General features: G+C 60.2%; 12 protein-coding genes and 2 pseudogenes. 10 read left to right on the forward strand and 4 right to left on the reverse strand.

Annotated features, from left to right (window positions below):
* Positions 1-108 precede the first annotated feature (108 nt).
* The 3 genes from OBACDRAFT_RS27625 to OBACDRAFT_RS17880 all read left to right on the forward strand — a co-directional run bounded on the left by OBACDRAFT_RS27625 (position 109) and on the right by OBACDRAFT_RS17880 (position 5178).
* Complete coding sequence (locus OBACDRAFT_RS27625; RefSeq protein WP_232767350.1) at positions 109-2796, forward strand: glycoside hydrolase family 2 TIM barrel-domain containing protein; 2688 nt, start codon at positions 109-111, stop codon at positions 2794-2796.
* A gap of 261 nt (positions 2797-3057) precedes the next feature.
* Entirely contained in the window at positions 3058-4365 is a 1308-nt protein-coding gene (locus tag OBACDRAFT_RS17875; protein ID WP_043588014.1) for a citrate synthase, read from the forward strand.
* 174 nt (positions 4366-4539) lie between these two features.
* Positions 4540-5178 carry a DUF2937 family protein gene (locus OBACDRAFT_RS17880; protein ID WP_232767352.1) on the forward strand — a complete coding sequence of 213 codons (639 nt, stop codon included), beginning with the start codon at positions 4540-4542 and terminating at the stop codon, positions 5176-5178.
* 223 nt (positions 5179-5401) lie between these two features.
* On the opposite strand, the gene OBACDRAFT_RS17885 is transcribed toward OBACDRAFT_RS17880, so the two are convergent.
* Positions 5402-7786 (reverse strand): cation:proton antiporter, encoded by a 2385-nt coding sequence (locus OBACDRAFT_RS17885; RefSeq protein ID WP_043588015.1) that lies wholly within the window; start codon positions 7784-7786, stop codon positions 5402-5404.
* Positions 7787-8044: 258 nt separating this feature from the next.
* Between OBACDRAFT_RS17885 and OBACDRAFT_RS17890 the strand changes: the two genes are divergently transcribed.
* Positions 8045-9037: a hypothetical protein gene (locus OBACDRAFT_RS17890; protein WP_052362210.1), complete on the forward strand. Its 993-nt coding sequence runs from the start codon at positions 8045-8047 to the stop codon at positions 9035-9037.
* A 111-nt stretch (positions 9038-9148) separates the two neighbouring features.
* Here the strand turns inward: OBACDRAFT_RS17890 and OBACDRAFT_RS17895 are convergent, their stop codons facing one another.
* Both OBACDRAFT_RS17895 and purE read right to left on the reverse strand, forming a co-directional pair.
* A complete protein-coding gene (locus OBACDRAFT_RS17895; protein WP_043588016.1) occupies positions 9149-10813 on the reverse strand; it encodes an NAD+ synthase in 1665 nt (554 codons plus the stop codon).
* A gap of 322 nt (positions 10814-11135) precedes the next feature.
* Positions 11136-11636 (reverse strand): 5-(carboxyamino)imidazole ribonucleotide mutase, encoded by a 501-nt coding sequence (gene purE, locus OBACDRAFT_RS17900; protein WP_043588018.1) that lies wholly within the window; start codon positions 11634-11636, stop codon positions 11136-11138.
* Between the two features lie 182 nt (positions 11637-11818).
* On the opposite strand from purE, the gene OBACDRAFT_RS17905 reads away from it, so the two are divergent.
* From OBACDRAFT_RS17905 to OBACDRAFT_RS26905, 6 genes and pseudogenes are all read left to right on the forward strand, one after another.
* Positions 11819-12241, forward strand: a complete 423-nt coding sequence (locus OBACDRAFT_RS17905; RefSeq protein ID WP_043588044.1) for a DUF3568 family protein — start codon at positions 11819-11821, stop codon at positions 12239-12241.
* Positions 12242-12270: 29 nt separating this feature from the next.
* Complete coding sequence (locus OBACDRAFT_RS17910) at positions 12271-12777, forward strand: DUF456 domain-containing protein (protein ID WP_232767354.1); 507 nt, start codon at positions 12271-12273, stop codon at positions 12775-12777.
* A gap of 44 nt (positions 12778-12821) precedes the next feature.
* Positions 12822-13568, forward strand: a complete 747-nt coding sequence (locus OBACDRAFT_RS17915) for an SAM-dependent methyltransferase (protein ID WP_043588019.1) — start codon at positions 12822-12824, stop codon at positions 13566-13568.
* Positions 13569-14360: 792 nt separating this feature from the next.
* On the forward strand, positions 14361-14732 hold the full coding sequence (locus tag OBACDRAFT_RS31065; RefSeq protein ID WP_043588020.1) for a hypothetical protein: 372 nt from the start codon (positions 14361-14363) through the stop codon (positions 14730-14732).
* Positions 14733-14748: 16 nt separating this feature from the next.
* Positions 14749-16551, forward strand: coding sequence for a S8 family peptidase (locus OBACDRAFT_RS17925; RefSeq protein WP_052362211.1), 1803 nt, complete (start codon positions 14749-14751; stop codon positions 16549-16551).
* Positions 16552-17033: 482 nt separating this feature from the next.
* Positions 17034-17264: pseudogene (locus OBACDRAFT_RS26905) on the forward strand (transposase); the annotation flags it as partial.
* Here the strand turns inward: OBACDRAFT_RS26905 and OBACDRAFT_RS28995 are convergent.
* Positions 17152-17610, reverse strand: a pseudogene (locus OBACDRAFT_RS28995) (hypothetical protein); the annotation flags it as partial. The pseudogenes OBACDRAFT_RS26905 and OBACDRAFT_RS28995 overlap by 113 nt on opposite strands.

Genomic DNA, 17610 nt, shown 5'->3' on the forward strand with positions numbered 1-17610 from the left:
CATATAATTCGGTTCGCTGCGCACATCCTAAATCCTTGCGGCACCGCCATGCGAACAAGGTTCAATTTCGGACTGCGGATCGTCCAAACCGCGACACCTCGATTTATCATGAGCACCTTTTTGGCATCGTCCTTATTGCCCGGAAACGTCACGGAGGCTTCACCCCGCCATCGTCATCTTCTCAACGAGGATTGGCAGTTTCGGCTTGGAGATTCCGATGCGCCTGACGCTTGGCGCACGCTCGATCTTCCGCATGACTGGGGTGTCGAGTCGGGGTTCGACATCTCTCTTCCCGGCGAAACGGGAAAACTCCGTTGGTGGGGCGAGGCATGGTATCGCAAGACACTCCGACTCGAACCCGGCGACGCGCAACGCCTCGTCTCGCTCGAAATCGAAGGCGCGATGTCCAACGCCACCGTTTGGGTCAACGGACACCGCGCCGGCGGCTGGGCTTACGGTTACACCTCCTTTCGTGTCGATCTTACTCCGTATCTGAAATTCAACGACGAAGACGGCGGCAACCTCATCGCCATCCATCTCGACAATCCACCCGATTCCTCGCGTTGGTATCCCGGCGGCGGATTGTATCGCAATGTCTGGCTGCATAAGACGGGACGTGTCCATGTTGTCGCAGATTCGCCGGTTGTCACCACGCGCGAACTTGCCGCCGACCACTCGCGGGCCACGCTCGATGTCGCTTGCGAATTGTCGAATGCCACCTCGGAGTCCACCGTCGTTCGCGTGATCACGCATCTGCGGGAATGGAGGGGTGATAATGCGGGCATGCCGCTTTCGGAACCTGTGGCGAGTATTCCCTCCGCGTTTATCGAGGTTCCTGCCGGTTCGTCGATGCCTCATGTCGCTTCGATTGAACTGGCGTATCCGAAACTATGGGACGTGCATTCCGTGGCGCGGGCGTCCCGCCCGCTTCTGCAGGGGATGGATTTGCAGCCTGGAATTCAGAAGACGGGCATGGATGACGGCGATACGGTGAGGGCGAGACGCCTGCGCCACACTAACAACGGCATGGATGCCGTCGCTCCGGCGGCTCTTTATGTCGCGGAGGTGATCATCGAGGACGCGAGGACCGGCGCATTGCTTGACCGGATCGAAACCCGCTTTGGCATCCGTACCGCCCGCTTTGATCCGAAGACCGGATTTCATCTCAACCAGTCCGCCGAGCCCACGCGCATCCAAGGGGTTTGCCTGCATCACGATCTCGGGCCGCTTGGCGCCGCCGCGCATCCCGACGCCATTGCCCGTCAACTCACGCTTCTGCGCGAACTCGGCTGCAACGCCATCCGTTGCGCGCACAACCCGCCTGCGCCCGCGCTCCTCGACCTTTGCGACCGCATGGGATTTCTCGTCATGGACGAGCTTTGCGATACTTGGCGCATTGCGAAAAAACCGAACGGTTATCAGACGCTTTTCGACGACTGGGTGGAACGCGATTTGCGGGCGATGGTGCGACGCGACCGGCATCATCCGAGCATCGTTCTCTGGAGTATCGGCAACGAAATCCCCGAGCAGACCTCGTCCGACGGTCCCGCGCTCTCCGCCCGCCTGGCCGGGATCGTGCGCGAGGAGGACCCCGAACGCCGTCCGGTGACCGGCGGCATGAACATACCGGAGTCGGGCTTCAACGGCTGGCAACGTGCGTATGATGTTTTTGGATACAACTACAAGCCGCATCTCTACGCGGAGTTTCGCAAGGCCAATCCCGGCATCCCGCTCATCGGCGCGGAGACGGCCTCCACCATCAGCACGCGGGGCGAGTATGTGTTCCCGGTTTCGGATGATCCTTCGGACGGGATGCTGCCGCCTCCTGTTTGCCAGATCAGCTCCTATGACCTTTCCGCGCCGCAGTGGGCGACGACGCCCGACGCGGAGTTTGCCGCGCAGGATGCCAGCGCCCCCGCCGTGGCGGGCGAGTTTGTGTGGACGGGGTTTGATTACCTCGGCGAACCCACGCCGTTTAACGACGATCCGACCAATCTTCTCAATGGTTCCGATCCGACGATGCGTGCGGCTATTGTCGAGGCGCTTAAAAAGCTTCGCGCCTTGGACGCTCCGCTCCCTGCACGCAGTTCTTACTTCGGCATTTTTGACCTCTGCGGTTTTCCGAAGGACCGTTATTACCTCTATCAAGCCCGCTGGCGTCCAGACCTGCCGATGGCGCACATCCTGCCGCATTGGGACTGGCCCGAGCGTATTGGTCAAAACACTCCCGTTCACGTTTACACCAGTGGTGATGAAGCCGAGTTGTTCCTCAACAACCGTTCCCTTGGCGTGCGCCGCCGCGTCGCGCCTGGCGTCCCGACCGCGCATCGCCTGCGTTGGGATCACGTGATCTACGAACCGGGCGAACTTCGCGTCGTCGTCCGCAAAAACAATCGCTCTTGGGCCGAGGCCATCCGTCGCACCACCGGCCCGGCAACCCGGATCGAGTTGCGGGCGGACTATTTTCCCGCTGCCGCATCCAGCGCCGACGCCACACTGGCTTTCGTCACTGCGCGCATCACCGACGCCAGCGGGCAACTTTCGCCGCGTGCGAAGCATCTGTTGCACTTTGATCTTCCGCCCGACTCGCCCCTCCGCCTTCTTGCCTCGGACAATGGCGACCCAACACGACTGGCTCCATTTGCCTCTCCTGATTGCCCCGCCTTCAATGGACTTGCCCTGGCGATTCTCCGGCTGCCTCATCCACGGACAACGCCGCCTCCGTTCAACCGCCACGTCACGCTGACGGTCAGGTCTTCGGATAACCAACTCACTCCGGCCGCACTGCGTGTGTGAGAACGGAGGGACGAGGGGGGGGGGGGGGAGGGGACAGGGAAAAAATGTCGCTCAAGAGTAGATCGGGCGGACTGCGAACAAGTATCAATAAACGACTCCTCCTTGCCGGCCTGATCGCCGCCGCACGGACTTGGCGGCCAACAGATTGCCACGATGTTGAGTAAATGGGGTGTGATGAATGCTTATGGCCCCAAATAAATGCCTTTTGACCGGCAACTTTTCTTTGCAAGTGAGGGCAAAATGACTCTCTTTCGCCCAATTATGGCCAACGACCCGACCGCGACCCTGACACTGGAAGGCAAAGAACTCAAACTGCCGATTATCACCGGCACGGAGAATGAGAAGGCCATTGATATCGCAAAATTGCGCTCCGACACCGGTTTTATCACCTTCGATGATGGTTTCGGAAACACCGGCTCCTGTCACAGCAAGGTAACCTACATCGACGGGGAGGTCGGCATTCTTCGCTACCGCGGATATCCGATCGAGCAACTCGCCGAGCATTCCGGTTTTGTCGAGACCTCCTACCTCGTCATCAACGGCGAACTCCCCACGCCCAAGGAGCGTTCCCACTACTCCCGCCTTCTCACCACGCACGCCCCGCTCCGCGAGGGCATGATCCGCTTCATCCAGAGCTTCCCGCGCGACGCGCACCCCATGGCCGTCCTCTCCGCCAGCCTCAATGCGCTGGGCGCCTACTATCCGCACATGGCAAGCAACAATCATCAAAACGACCTCGAGCATTTTGATGAATCCTCCGCCATCGCCATCTCGAAGGTTCGCACCATCGCGGCCCACACCTTCCGCGTCGGCAACGGACAGCCGTTCAACTACCCGCGTCCAAATTTTGGATACTGCGAGAATTTCCTTCACCTGATGTTCTCGGAGCCGTGGAAAGAATACATTCCGACCGCTGAGGTCGCCCAGGCTCTCAATCTCTTCCTCCTGCTCCATGCCGACCACGAGCAAAACTGCTCCACCTCGACCGTCCGCATGGTTGCCTCGGCGGGTGCCAATCTCTTCGCCTCCGTCTCCGCCGGTGTGAACGCCCTCTGGGGCCCTCTGCATGGCGGCGCCAACATGGCGGTGATCGAGATGCTCAAGGAAATCCATGCCGCCGGCGACGACGGCACCCGCTTCATTGAGGCCGCCAAGAACGGGCAGGGCCATCGACTGATGGGGTTTGGCCACCGTGTGTATCGCAACTACGATCCGCGCGCGAAAATCATCAAGACCAGCTTCTACAAGGCGCTCGGCTCGCTCGGCATCAAGGACGACCCGCTTCTCAACATCGCCATGAAGCTTGAGGAGGTCGCCCTGCACGACGAGTATTTCGTGTCGCGCAAACTGTATCCGAACGTGGATTTCTATTCGGGCCTCATCATGCGGGCGCTCGGCATCCCGGAAAACATGTTCACCGTGATGTTCGCCATCGGTCGGATGCCAGGCTGGATCGCCCAGTGGCGCGAAGTCGCGGCCAACCCGAAGCTCAAGATTTACCGTCCGCGCCAGATCTACAACGGCCATACCAAACGCGACTACGTGCCGCTCGACCAGCGCGGGAGATGATCGGGGAAGTAGCGAGTAGCGGGTAGTGAGTAGCGAGTAGAATACCTGCACCATCCAGCCTCCCCCCCCCCCCCCCCCCCACACACACACAGCTAACCTACTCGCTACTCACTACCCGCTACTCGCTACTTCTTTTGGGTTCCCAAGGCCGCCGCCTCCTGCACGATGGCGAACATGAGTTTCAGCGTTCTGCTTGCTCCGCTTCGTCCTGTTGCCCGCTTCGCTGCGAGTCTGGTTGATCGCGTGGTTTGCATTCTTGGTGCGGTGTCGTTTTCGCAAGGCCCCGAATTCATCCAGCAGTACACGCAACGACTCGGCGGCCATCTGGACGAAGCCCGTCGTCAGTTGGAGCAGTTTTCCAAAATGGCGCGGGAATTGGGAATGTCGCTCGACGGATTGATCGAGCATTCGGCCCGCGGGGCGGATCCGGTCAGCGCCAAATTTGGCGAAGTCGTGGTTTCCACGCGCGAGCGGGTGGAGTCGCTTGCCGCCGCCGAACAGGCATTGCGCGATGCGTCGTTGTGGGATCGTCCGTTTGTATTCTTGCGACACCTTGACTGGCAGATCGCAGAGGGCACATGGCAGGCCTACAAACCGGCGGTGCCGACGACGCTCGAAGGGCTGACTTATGGCGGAGTGGGGCTCGTGATCGCGCTTGGCTTGTATTGGGGAATCAGCGGCCTGACGTGTTCGGGGGTGGCGCGCTGGCGTCGCAAGCGCGAGATGGCACGCGCGGAAGCCGAGGCCGCTTCGCTCGACGCGCCGCCGCCTTCGCGTGACGAAACCGATGGGACTGGCGGACCGGCAGTGTGAGAGGTCCTCCTGCCTTGCCACCGGCGCCAAGAGTTCATGACAACCTCTAAGCATTTAAAGTTGAGATGTAGCCGTTGTCTTAACGGTAGGGAGGCCTCTCCGAGGCCTCCGAAACCACGCTTCGAGCACCTACGAGTTTCGCATTCTCACACTACGCACGGCGGAGGCCTCGGAGAGGCCTCCCTACCAAGTATCAAATGGCTACAGTTTAAATGCAACTGCTCTAGCCTGTCGCGGATGGCGGCTGCGGTGTCAGCCACTCGCGGAAGGCCTGGATTTTGTCGGACGTGCCGAGCACAAGCAATTCGTCGCCGGGCATGAGCATCTCGTCGCCTCCCGGATTGAGAAGCCGGCGAATTTCACGATGGATGCCCACCACCTGGACTTGGTGCGTTTGGATCAAGCCCAGTTCGCGCAGCGTGCGACCGGCCGCGGGACTGGCCGCGGGCAGAGGAATTTTTTCCGTGCCCAGATCCTCGAATCCCGACGCATGGGATGTGCCTGTCACCTGCGTCAGAAAATGGCGGCCCGCCTCAATTTGCGCCTGCGTCCCCATGAGCAACACTTTGTCCAGCGGATAGAGCGCGGTGGAGGGCGGAGGCATCGGGATGAGGGTGCCTTGGCGTTCGATGCTCACGACGGAGCAACCGTGGTCGTGCCGGAGATTGAGTTCCACCAGTGTCCGGCCCCGGCAGTCGGCAAGGTCGGGCAGCACGCATTCGCCGACCTGCATCTCCCATTCGCTGTGAGTGCGCAGCCAGGGCACAGCCGTGCCGGATGAACCGTCGCCGCCTTTCGCGTCGTCCACAAACGTCTGCAACTCCACCTCGGCCACACCATGCCACGCCATCAGACGGCGGCGCAGCAGAAACAACGCGAGCAGCGCCACCACCCCGATCACGACCAGCAGCCAGCGCGCCAGCGACCCCGTGCCAGGCAGCAGCGCTCCCAGCCAGACATAGAGCGCCGCGCTCACGCCGGTTTTGAGTCCGGCGGTCACCACGGGCATGAGCTTCGCCGCATGCGGCTGGCCTTGCAGGGAGATTCGTGCGCAGAGCACGGCCAGAGCCGATGCGTTGCGCCACAAGGAGACGAGGGGACCGACGAGGATCAGGCTCAGGCACGTCCAGAAGATAATGTCCGGCGCATGCACGTAGTCCCACCCCGGCCCCATCCAATGCCGGGCCAGTTCGAGCAGCGGTTCGGAGAACATCAGCACGCCGGTGACAAAAAACACGCCCACGCCAATGCGAATCAGGCGCGGACGGCTTTGCTGCCATAACGCGCTCCGCTGACTCCGTGCATCGAACCGCTCCAGCCACCCCTGATAATAGCGCACCAGAGACGCGAGCCATCGCGGTTGCCAGGCCAGCAGGCGGTCGGAAATCGCGTGCGAGCGCCGGGTGAGCAGCGGAGCGACCAGCGTGGTGAGCAACGAGACCCCGACCACCGTTGGATAAAACTTTGCCGGCATCACCTTCGCGCTCACCCCGAGTTGCGCGATGATGAAGGAAAACTCGCCGATCGGCGTCAGCGCCAGACCCGTCCGCAGCGCATCCTTGGGAGCCGTGCCGATCAGGATTAGTCCCAAGGTCGGCGCCAGCGTGCGCGCGGCCAGCACGGCGACGGTCAGCCCAAGGATGGCGACCCACGCGCCGCCCAGCAGGGCAGGGTTGATCTGCATTCCGATGGCCACGAAAAACACCGAGCTGAACACATCGCGCATGCCCTCAAAGGTGCGCTCCACCTGGTTCTTTTGCGGCGTTTCCGAGATGATCATGCCCAGCAAAAACGCTCCCAGCGCCAGCGAGTAACCTGCGCGTTGCGCGATGGTGGCGAGGGCAAAGAGGAGTCCCGCCGTGCCGAGCGTTTGCAGTTCGCCGCCGATCTTGATGCTCATTCGCCGCAACATCCACGGCACGAGGAGCAACCCAGCCACGCCCGCCAGCACGACGAACGCGCCGAAGTGCCCCAGCGTCGTGCCGATCTCCGGCGCCGGCGGCGCGGCCACCATGGTTGCGGCGGCCCCTTCGGTGCCGGTGGCGGAACCAGCGGCCTCTCCGGTGGACGCGACGCCAAACTGCACCAGCGAATTGAGGGTGGTGAGCATGATGACCGCCACCACGTCCTCCAGCACGCCGAAGCCGAGTGCGAGTTGTCCCGGCTGCTCGTGGGAAACTCCCTCCTCTTGCAGCACCTTGCTCATGATCATTGACGAACACACCATGAACGCTCCGCCGAGAAACATCGTTTGCGTGCCGTCGAGTCCGGCAGCCGAGCCCGCCGAGCGTGCGATGAAATACAAAATCCCCGCCGACGAAAACACCGCCACGATCATGCCCGCGCCCAGCCGCCGCATCTTGCGCAGGCTGAGTTTCAGCCCGATGGAAAACATCAGAAACACGAGGCCCACTTGGGCGACCGTTTCGATCTGTTGTTCATTGGTGACGAGGGAAAACGATCCCATGAATGGCCCTACCAAAATACCGGCCAGCAGGTAGCCGACGATGACCGACAATCGTATGCGCTGGCAGATCCGCCCGACTACGAGCGCAACCAGAAGAATGACTGCCATGTCCTGAATGAAACTGGCCCCGGCGTCTTGCATAATGAGCTTGAGAATGCACGCATGACCCAGATGTCGGCGATTCGATTCATGCGGTTGCCCCAAAATGTCGGTGCTGATTTTATCCCATTGATTGTGTGTTGAATGCAAAAACCCTTATGCTTTTGGAGGGGCATTGAGGCATCGGGCGATTACCCGACTATGCGATCGCGGGATAATTAGATAGTATTATGAAAAGCAGCTCACAGAGGCATCATGGTTCATGAGGTGTCGAGGAGTTGTTAATTATTTTTTATAATCATGCCGTCCTTATCAAACATTGATCTTCCTGCTCCTCAAATCGACCCTGACGAACGCCAAGCGGAGTCTTGGTTTGACGACTCGGACTGGCGTTCGCAGGTGGCCGAGTTGCAGAAAAAGGAGTCGCGTGAGCATTTACCTGCAATGCCGGTGAGACCGGAAGTGGTGTCGTTGGTGCTGGAACTGGCAAAAAACAAGGGGTGCTCGTGCTTTACGGACATCCGGGAAGCGGTGCACAAGCGTCTGGGCATGCGACTTTCGGGGACCACGGTGGTCAATATCCTGGTGAGGCACGGAGCCCGCCGTGGACGTGAAATCGAGCGCATGAGAATGGTGGAACGGCGACTGCTGGCGGGGGAGCCGGTTGGGGCAAATCTGAAGGCGCGGGCGTTGCGATTCAACCCGGCGCTGCTGGAGCGTGGAAACGAGGGGACGGAACCGGGGGAGGTGCTCACGCAAACGATGTTCCCGGTGGAGCCGGTGGCGGGACGGGAAAAATGGCATGTGCATGCCGTCGTGGACACGTTTGGCACGCTGGCGTTTGGATGGATATCCGAGGAGGCAAGCACGGACTCGGCGGTGGAGTGTTTGCATGGGCAGGTGCTCCCTTGGTATGCCCGGCAGGGTGTGCGCATCCGCTACATCGAGACCAGCAGGCAGCGGATTTATTACAGCGGAGAGATGGAGCATGTGTATGGCGCGTATTTGCGGCTGCACAGCATCGGGCAGCGTGTGATTCCGAAGACAAAGCCGTCGATGAACGGATTTATGGCCCGGTTCAAACAGGTGTTTACCAGCGACTGGCTGCTGCCCTTGAGAATGAATGGCGGGGTGGTGTCGGCAGGGAAAAAGAAGCCGCAGGGCCAGAACAGGCGGGATGAACTGAACGAGCATCTGACGCAATGGCTGCACCGCTACAACAATGAGATGCCGCTGCACGGTTACCGCAATGACGGCAAGACTCCGATGGAGTTCTGGCGCGGCGGATTGTAGCCATTTGATACCTGGTAGGGAGGCCTTTGTGCCCTCGGCAGAGGGCACAAAGGCCTCCCTACCGTTAAGACGACGGCTACATCTCAACTGTAAATGCTCTAACCAAAATGCTCAACTCACGTAGCGCTGCACGAGAGGGATGCGCCGTCCGGTGCCGAAGGCCAGCGGCGTGATCTTGAGGCCGGGGGCGGCTTGCTTGCGTTTGTATTCGTTAAGATCGACTTTGCGGACGACGTCGTTGACCACCGCCGGATCGAAGCCTTGCTCCGCGAGTTCGGCGCGCGACAGGCCGCGCTCCACGTATCCGTGCAGGATGGCGTCGAGGATGTCGTAGGGCGGCAGGCTGTCTTGATCGACCTGGCCGGGGCGAAGCTCGGCACTGGGCGGCTTTTCGATGGTGCTGCGCGGGATGATCTCGCGGTCGCGGTTGATCCAGCGACTGAGGGCATAGACCTGCGTCTTGAACACGTCACTAATCACGGCAAGCCCGCCGCACATGTCGCCGTAGAGGGTGCAGTAGCCGACGGCGAGTTCGCTCTTGTTGCCGGTCGTGAGCAGGAGGGCGCCGAGTTTGTTCGAGAGTGCCATCATGATGACGCCGCGGATGCGGGCCTGAATGTTCTCCTCGGCGACGTCGCGCGGGAATCCGGAGAACTGGGCCGCGAGCGCGGTTTCGGTGGCGGCCACGGGGGCGGCAATGTCGATGCTGTCGTAATGGAGATTGAGGTTGCGGGCGAGGGCTGCGGCGTCGTCACGCGAGTGTTGCGAGGAAATGGCCGAGGGAAGCGCGATGCCGGTGACGTTGTCCGGTCCGAAGGCTTCGGCGGCAATCGCGGCGACGAGGGCGGAGTCGATGCCGCCGGAGAGGGCGATGAGTGCGCGTTTGAAGCCGCTCTTGGTCGCGTAGTCGCGCAGGCCGAGGACGAGGGCGTCGAAGAGTTCGGCCTCGGCTTCGGGCGCGGCTTCGGCGGCAGCGGGGGGGGGGGGGGGGGGGAGGGATTCGTCGTGTAATGGACAATCCACTACACGCAGTTCCTCGCGGAAGGAGGCGAGGCGGGCGAGGAGGCGTCCACCGGCGTCCACGGTGAGGCTGCGTCCGTCGAAGATGAGTTCGTCGTTGCCGCCGATGGCGTTGCAATAGACCACGGGGGCGCGCAGGGCGCGGGCGGTATCGGCGACGAGTTGCAGGCGGAGGGTTTCCTTTTCCTGCTGCCAGGGGCTGGCGGAGAGGTTGACCATGAGATCAACGCCGGAGGCGGCCAGGAGAGCAACGGGGTTGATGTGATGGAGGGGACGGGGCGTGCGAAGCGCGGGGTGGGTCCAGATGTCTTCGCAGAGAGTGATGCCGATGCGCAGGCCGGCGTGTTCGACGATGAGCGGGGAGGGGGCGGGCTCAAAGTAGCGGTCTTCGTCAAAGACGTCGTAGGTGGGGAGCAGGCACTTGTGCGCGATGCGGAGGACGTGTCCGCGGTGGCAAAAGGCGGCGGCGTTGAAGAAGGGGCGTCCGGCAGGCGCAGGGTTGGGGGTGACGGTGCCGATGAGCGCGGGCGTGTCGCCGATGGCGGAGGCGATGAGATCGAGCGAGGCCTGGGTGTCGGGCACGAAGCGGCTCTTGAAGAGAAGATCGCGCGGGGGATAGCCACAGGTGACGAGTTCGGGGAACACGACGAGTTGCGCACCGCGGGCAACGAGTTCCGCGTAGGCGTCGAGAATCTTGCGGCGGTTGCCGGCGAGATCACCAACGGTTGTATTGATCTGGGCAATACCGATGCGCATGGGGGAAAAATTAAGAATTAAGAATTGGGAGGAAGTGGAGGAGGCAGCGGGGGGGGGGGGGGACGGATGCGTGAGGGTGGCGGCAATTTTTAATTTTTAAGGGAACTTCTAAAAATTACACAGAGGACACAGAGGAGGCACAGAGTTTGGGGAGGCCTGTCCGGTGGAAGGACATTTTCCTCGCGAATGAATGTCTCTGTAATTCATTTATTATAAATAAAATAATATTTTTTACGGAAAAAGGAGCAAAGTCGTTTTGTCCTCCCTAAACTCTGTGCCTTCTCTGTGATCTCTGTGTGATTTCTGATTTTTAGAACCACCCTTAATTAATTTCCGGCAGTTTGGAGGCGAGCACCTTGGCGGACTGGGTGGCGCGGTAGGCGTCGAGCGCATCGCTGATTTTGGCGTCGGTCCCGGCGAGAATGGCAGCGGCGAAAAGGGCGGCATTGATGGCTCCGGCCTTGCCGATGGCAAAGGTGGCGACGGGGACGCCGCCGGGCATTTGTACGATGGAGAGCAGGGAATCGTGTCCGCCGAGGGAGTCCGTCTTGATGGGGACGCCGAGGACGGGCAGGGGGGTGAGCCCTGCGGTGACGCCAGCGAGGTGGGCGGCTCCGCCAGCGCCGGCAATGATGGCACGCAGGCCGCGTGTCCGCGCGCTTCGGGCGTAATCAAGGATCTTGTCGGGCGTGCGGTGGGCGCTGATGACGTCCTGTTCGTAGGGGATGCCGAGGGCTTTCAGGGTGAGGGCAGAGTGTTGCATGGTGTCCCAGTCGGACGTGCTGCCCATGATGATTCCAACGAGTGGTTTGGTTGATGACATAGTGCGGGGATGCGTTTGGCGGAGTGCCGGGCGCTCGGCAAATCCGAATTGCGCCTAATCTCCCTCTTCCGCTCGGAATCGGAATATCGAAACAGGTTTGATTGGCGGGAGGGAACGGGCATCGTGTGGCGTTGACCAATCACAATTTTACCCGGTCTTTTTCGTTTAACTTCCTCATGCTTATGAAAACACGTTTGTTTTTTTCCGTCGTATCCGCAACCGCCGCCGCTGCCGCCGTCGCTTTGCTGGCAGGGTGCAGCACCGTTGATGTGGGGGGCAGTCGTGGGGGGGGGGGCGAGATGCAGGCTGTTTACCAATACGGGGAGTTCAGCATGCTGCTCAACAGCACCGCGCCCGCCGCGGCCCGCGCCGCCGAGGCGGCGATCAAGGATCTGGATCTCTACGAGGTGAGCAAGACGCTCAACACCTATGACGCCACACTGGCCGCGCGCACGCGCAAGGACGAGAAGGTGTCGATCAAGATCGCCGAGGTGAACAGCAGGCAGACCATGCTGCGCATCCGCGTAGGGACGACGGGCGACCTGGCGGTGTCGCGGCAGATTTACGACTCAATCGAGCGAAACCTCGCCGCTCAGACACGGTGACACGCTGAACAGTGTGACGCCGTGATCCGATGATGGCCGACATCTGGGCAGCTTCTTACCCGTTCCTCATCTGGACGCTCACCGGCGTGTGCATTCTGATCGGGCTGGCGGGGGTGGTTCTGCCGGTCCTGCCAGGGACGACAATGATCCTGATCGGGATGGCCGTTCACCAGTGGCTGCTGCCAGAGATGGGGCCGGGGTGGGGGAGCATTGGAGTGATCGCGGTGGTGTGGCTGGTCTCGGTGGTGGGCGAGTTTCTGAGCGCGTTGATCGGCACGCGTTTGTTTGGCGGTTCCAACTGGGGCGCGGCGGGGGCGACGGGCGGGGCGCTGGTGGGCGTGTTTTTTTCCCTGCCGATCATGCTGCTTGGCACGGTGCTGGGTGCGATGGTGGCGGAGCATTGCGTGGCGAAGAAGGATACCCGCACCACATTGCTGGCGGGCGTGGGGGCGGCGACGGGGTTTGTCATCGCCACGATCATCAAGGGTGTTTGCGCCGCCGGAATGATCGCGGTCTTCGTGTTCGGACTATGTTAGGCCGTGACGGAATCTATTCACACCTAGTGAGGAAATTCTCAACAATGGACATCCCACGAATATTCAACGTCACTGAAAGTGCTCACCGTATCCACAACCCGATCACACCCAAAAAGCTCGCTACTCTCGGCGCTGCGCTGCGTCTGGAATCGGGGACCCGAGTGCTTGACCTCGGCAGCGGTTCGGGGGAGATGCTATGCACTTGGGCACGCGATCACGGCGTCATCGGCACCGGCATCGACATGAGCCAGTTGTTCACCGGGCAAGCGAAACGCCGCGCTGAAGAACTCGGCGTCACCGATCAAGTCCAGTTCATCCATGGCGATGCTGCCGGCTATGTCTCTGACGAGAAGGTCAGTGTGGCAGCCTGTGTCGGTGCCACTTGGATCGCCGGGGGAGTCGTCGGCACAATCGAGCTTCTGGCGCGGAGCCTGCGCACCGGAGGGATCATCCTCATCGGCGAGCCCTATTGGCGGCAGTTACCGCCGACGGAAGATGTGGCCAAGGGGTGTCTTGCCAACTCAATCTCCGACTTTCTCATGCTTCCAGGACTTCTCGCGTCTTTCGGCCACCTTGGCTACGATGTCGTTGAAATGGTTCTGGCTGACCAAGACGGCTGGGACAGGTACGAGGCGGCCAAATGGCTCACCATGCGCCGATGGCTTGAAGCCAATCCCGACGACGAGTTCGCGAAAGATGTGCGAGCCAAACTAACCTCGGAACCCGAGCGCTACGCTGCTTACACGCGTGAATACCTGGGCTGGGGCGTGTTCGCGCTGATGAGGCGGTGATGAGGGGATTACCAAGCGAAGATGAAAAAGAGGTCTGACGTGAGGCCAGACCCTGCAAAGGCATCACATCATGTGATAATTTTTTTATGGGAACTTCTAAAAATTCCTGAGAACCGGACAAAACAGGCCACGGAGGGCACGGAGGTCTACTTTTCCCGCAGCGGGAAAAGTGCCCTCTGTATCCGCGCCCCGCGTCTTCGCGTGAAATTTTTTGAAAGGGGAAGGATTTTGACCCTCTGCATGGCCTTTTTTTGAAGATTTTTGAAGAAAATTTCTAATAACTAGCAATCCCGATTTCTTAATTTACGTAATTTTTAGACCCGCCTCATGCTGTATCCATAAATTACTTACGTCCATTAGGGAAAGCCAGCGAAAAGCACATGACATCCATCACAACAAACTCCTCATTTCTTCCCGTTTTTGAGCCATCTTCAAATTACGTAACTCAAAACAATGGTGAGGCTTGATCAGGTCTTTTACCGACTCCCTTGGTTCTTTTTTTTCTGCTACAGTCTGCCCTCGTTTTACAAAAACAGCCATTTCCGCTTTCGCTCAGATGCATCTCTCTTCCCTTCTGACACCCTTCGCCACCACGGCAAACAGGTCGCAGGGAATTTGCACCTATTTAGTTAATGATTAAATGGATAGCAATAGGACTTTCACGCAAGGCTGCGTCGGCACCACCCGACCCATTGGGAGGCCCTCCGAGTCCTTTGCCAAGCCCTCCGCATTCTTTGGCACCGCAACCACCCTGTCAGGTGAATCAGGCGCAACCACTACACTCGCAACACGATGACCAGTGAAACAATGAACAATAAACAACTGATGTTAAGCAGGCGGAGCAAGGAGCAACGGCGGCAGTCGCGCTCCTTTTCAAACCATGACGAGGACGCCTCTATCGACATCCCGCTAATGACGGTGGGCGACATTGACAACCGCGTCGATAGGAACAGCGGCTACGGCTCTGTGAGCTACGAGTATCAGATCGGCAAGTATGGGGTGACGAACGGGCAATATGCGGCGTTTTTGAACGCTGTGGATAGCACCAGTGCGAATACGCATCAGCTCTGCAACAGCAACATGAGTAGCGAGCAGAATGGAGGCATCACGCGGAATATAAACTCATCTTATTATGAGTCTTCCGTTCCTTCAGCCCTCAATTAACCGGATACCCGTTATCATGAAAAAGAACACATCGCATTTCCGTCTTCGTTTTCATTTCCGGTGCCTGCGCACCGTTTGGGTCATTGCCGTCCTCGGCGCGGTTTTCCTCGCGACCCTGCCCGCCAGCCTCCGAGCCACGGCTTATTGGATGAATAACAAGATCAACGACGTTGCCCCCGTCATCGGAGCCAACGCTTTTTACGAGGCCGGCATCTATGGCCAGAACGCCACCGCGGCCAATATCGAGGGTGGCAACCCCGACCTCACCTTCGAATCGCTCCGCCACGTGGACTCCGGCAACCTCTTTGTCCCGACCGGCGCCACCTCCACGGCCAACGATCATGCCACCTGGGTGTCCCAGTTCATCGCGGGACGTCCGCTAACCGGCGACGCTGCGAACAACAGGACCGTGCGCACCGGCATCGCCAGCGAGGCCACACTCTACGCCGCCTCCATCTCCAAAGCGCCAGTGGGGACGGACGGAACTTTTTCTACCACCCCCGCAATCATTCGCAGCGCCTACACCCGGTATTTTGTCACCACCCCCGTGGATGTCATCAACAGCAGTTGGGGCGGGAGCATGAACCACAACGGCAACTACGAAAGCAGCCAGATCACCCGCATTGTAGACAATCTGGCGGCCCGCAACCCGCACACCACGATGGTGGTGGCCGCAGGCAACGACGGCGGGCCCGCCAGCGGCAAGACGAGCACCGTCAGCAGCCCGGCCAATGGTTTTAATGTGATCTCCGTTGGCGCGATGACGATCACCGCTGGTGGCGAATATGGTAGTATTACCTCGTTCAGCAGCCGCGGCCCGGTCAATGTTTTCAACCCGAATACTAGGGCGATTGTCGGCCAGCGCGCCGCCGTGCACATCGTGGCTCCGGGGGATGATATCGTAGTAAAAATTGAAGGCTCCAGTGTTTTTTACGGTGACGGCACCAGCTTTGCCGCGCCGATTGTGGCTGGCGGCGTGGCACTCATGGCCAGCGCCAGCCGTGACTTGGCGGACAAAGACACATGGAGCGCGCAAAAAGCCGAGGACGCCCGCGACTCGCGCGTCATCCGGGCCGTGCTCATGAACTCCGCCCAAAAAATCACTGGCTGGAACAACAACACGACGACCACCACCATCGCCACCTCTGCGGGCACTTTCTCCCCTGCCGGCACATGGAGCAACGTGCGGGTAACCACGCAGGCTCTCGATTACAATCTGGGGGCTGGTGCGCTCGACCTCGCGGAGACGTATCGCCAATACACCGGCGCCGACGGCGGCAACAACTGGACGCTCGACACGGTCTCCAAGGCGACGGATGCCGGTGCCGCGCCCTTCTCGCAAACCTATGCCTTCGACACCTCCGTTTCCGCGCAGGACACCATCACGCTTACCCTCTCCTGGTTCGCCATCTATTCCGATACTTACAACACCACGTTCGATGATTACTTCACAAACATAGGCAATGAGCTGGAAGCGCTGGCCAACCTCGACCTTCAGTTGTGGAGCCTGACTCGGGAAGGGGGAGAGTTCGACCAGCTCCTGGCCGTCTCCATGACCGGGGTGGACACCGTGGAACACCTCACCTACACCCTTGCCGACGGCATTGCGGACCAGTGGCTGGCGGTGGTCGTTGTCCACGAGGGCATGGTGTTCGACACGCGGACCGGTGCCGCTGCCGACTCCCTGACGACGTATGCGATGGCGTCCAGCCATGCGTTTGGGGCCTACGCTTATTCCGCGGTCCCGGAGCCTGCCACTGTGGCCCTGTTGCTGGGCGGTGGGGTGCTGGTCTTCGTCAGCGTCCGTCGCCGACGGTAATGGGCATCAGAGCCCTTTCAAGAAAGGGAACTTCTAAAAATTCCCAAGAACCGGACAAAACAGGCCACGGAGGACACGGAGGTCTACTTTTCCCGCAGCGGAGAAAAGTGCCCTCTGTGTCCGAGCTCCGCAAAGCCATCCCGAAAAATCGTGCGCAAAAGCGTATGGTTTCCCGATGGCACGACTGGTTTCCCGCCACGGCGCAACGGACGCCACGCTGAGAGGCACCCGCAGGTTGATGGCGTTGCACCCGTTGCGCCGTGGCGGGAAATCCTGTCTTTATTCGTGTCTAGAGCATTTTCAGTTGAGTTGTATCCGTTGTCTTGGCGGTAGGGAGGCCTCTCCGAGGCCTCCGTTGTGTGTGGTGAGAGGATGCGAAATTCATAGGTGGTTGGAGCGTGGTTTCGGAGGCCTCGGAGAGGCCTCCCTACCAGGTATCAAATGGCTACAGTTTAAAAGAAAATGCTCTAGAGAATGTCAGCATGGCGAAAGATCAACACCGTCACGACATTTCGGACCGAGTTTGGAGCGTTCTGGAGCCGCTGCTACCTGGAAGGAAAGGAGCGTGGGGAGGGGTGGCGGAGGACAACCGCAAGTTCCTCAACGCGGTTCTGTGGATTTTACGCACTGGTGCGCCTTGGAGGGATCTTCCAGAGGATTACGGAGGGTGGAGCAACACGCACAGGCGTTTTTGTCGCTGGAGAGACAAGGGGCATTGTCCGCAACGGAAGCGGGCCACTCAAGCGACACGGGGGCCTGATCAAGATAAACGTTCACGCGCCCGCGCCGGGACATGGTGGACATGGGCACGGTGATGCGTTCGCCGTCCGCGCCACTGAGGATCATCGCACCGGAAAGGGTGTCGTGAGCGGCGGAGGGAAAACGGAAGGCGGAGCTGATTTCCCAATTGCCGGGCGGCAGGCCGGGCGGCAACGCGGAGGTGGTCGTCTCCACGAGGAAGCCGAGCAGGCGCGGCGCGGTGGTGGCATCGGTGGTGGCATCAACCGGGGCGGATGCGACAGGTCCATCAATAGGTGTGAAGGTCACGCGGTGGATGGC

The organism is Geminisphaera colitermitum TAV2, assembly GCF_000171235.2.
Classification (GTDB): Bacteria; Verrucomicrobiota; Verrucomicrobiia; order Opitutales; family Opitutaceae; genus Geminisphaera; species Geminisphaera colitermitum.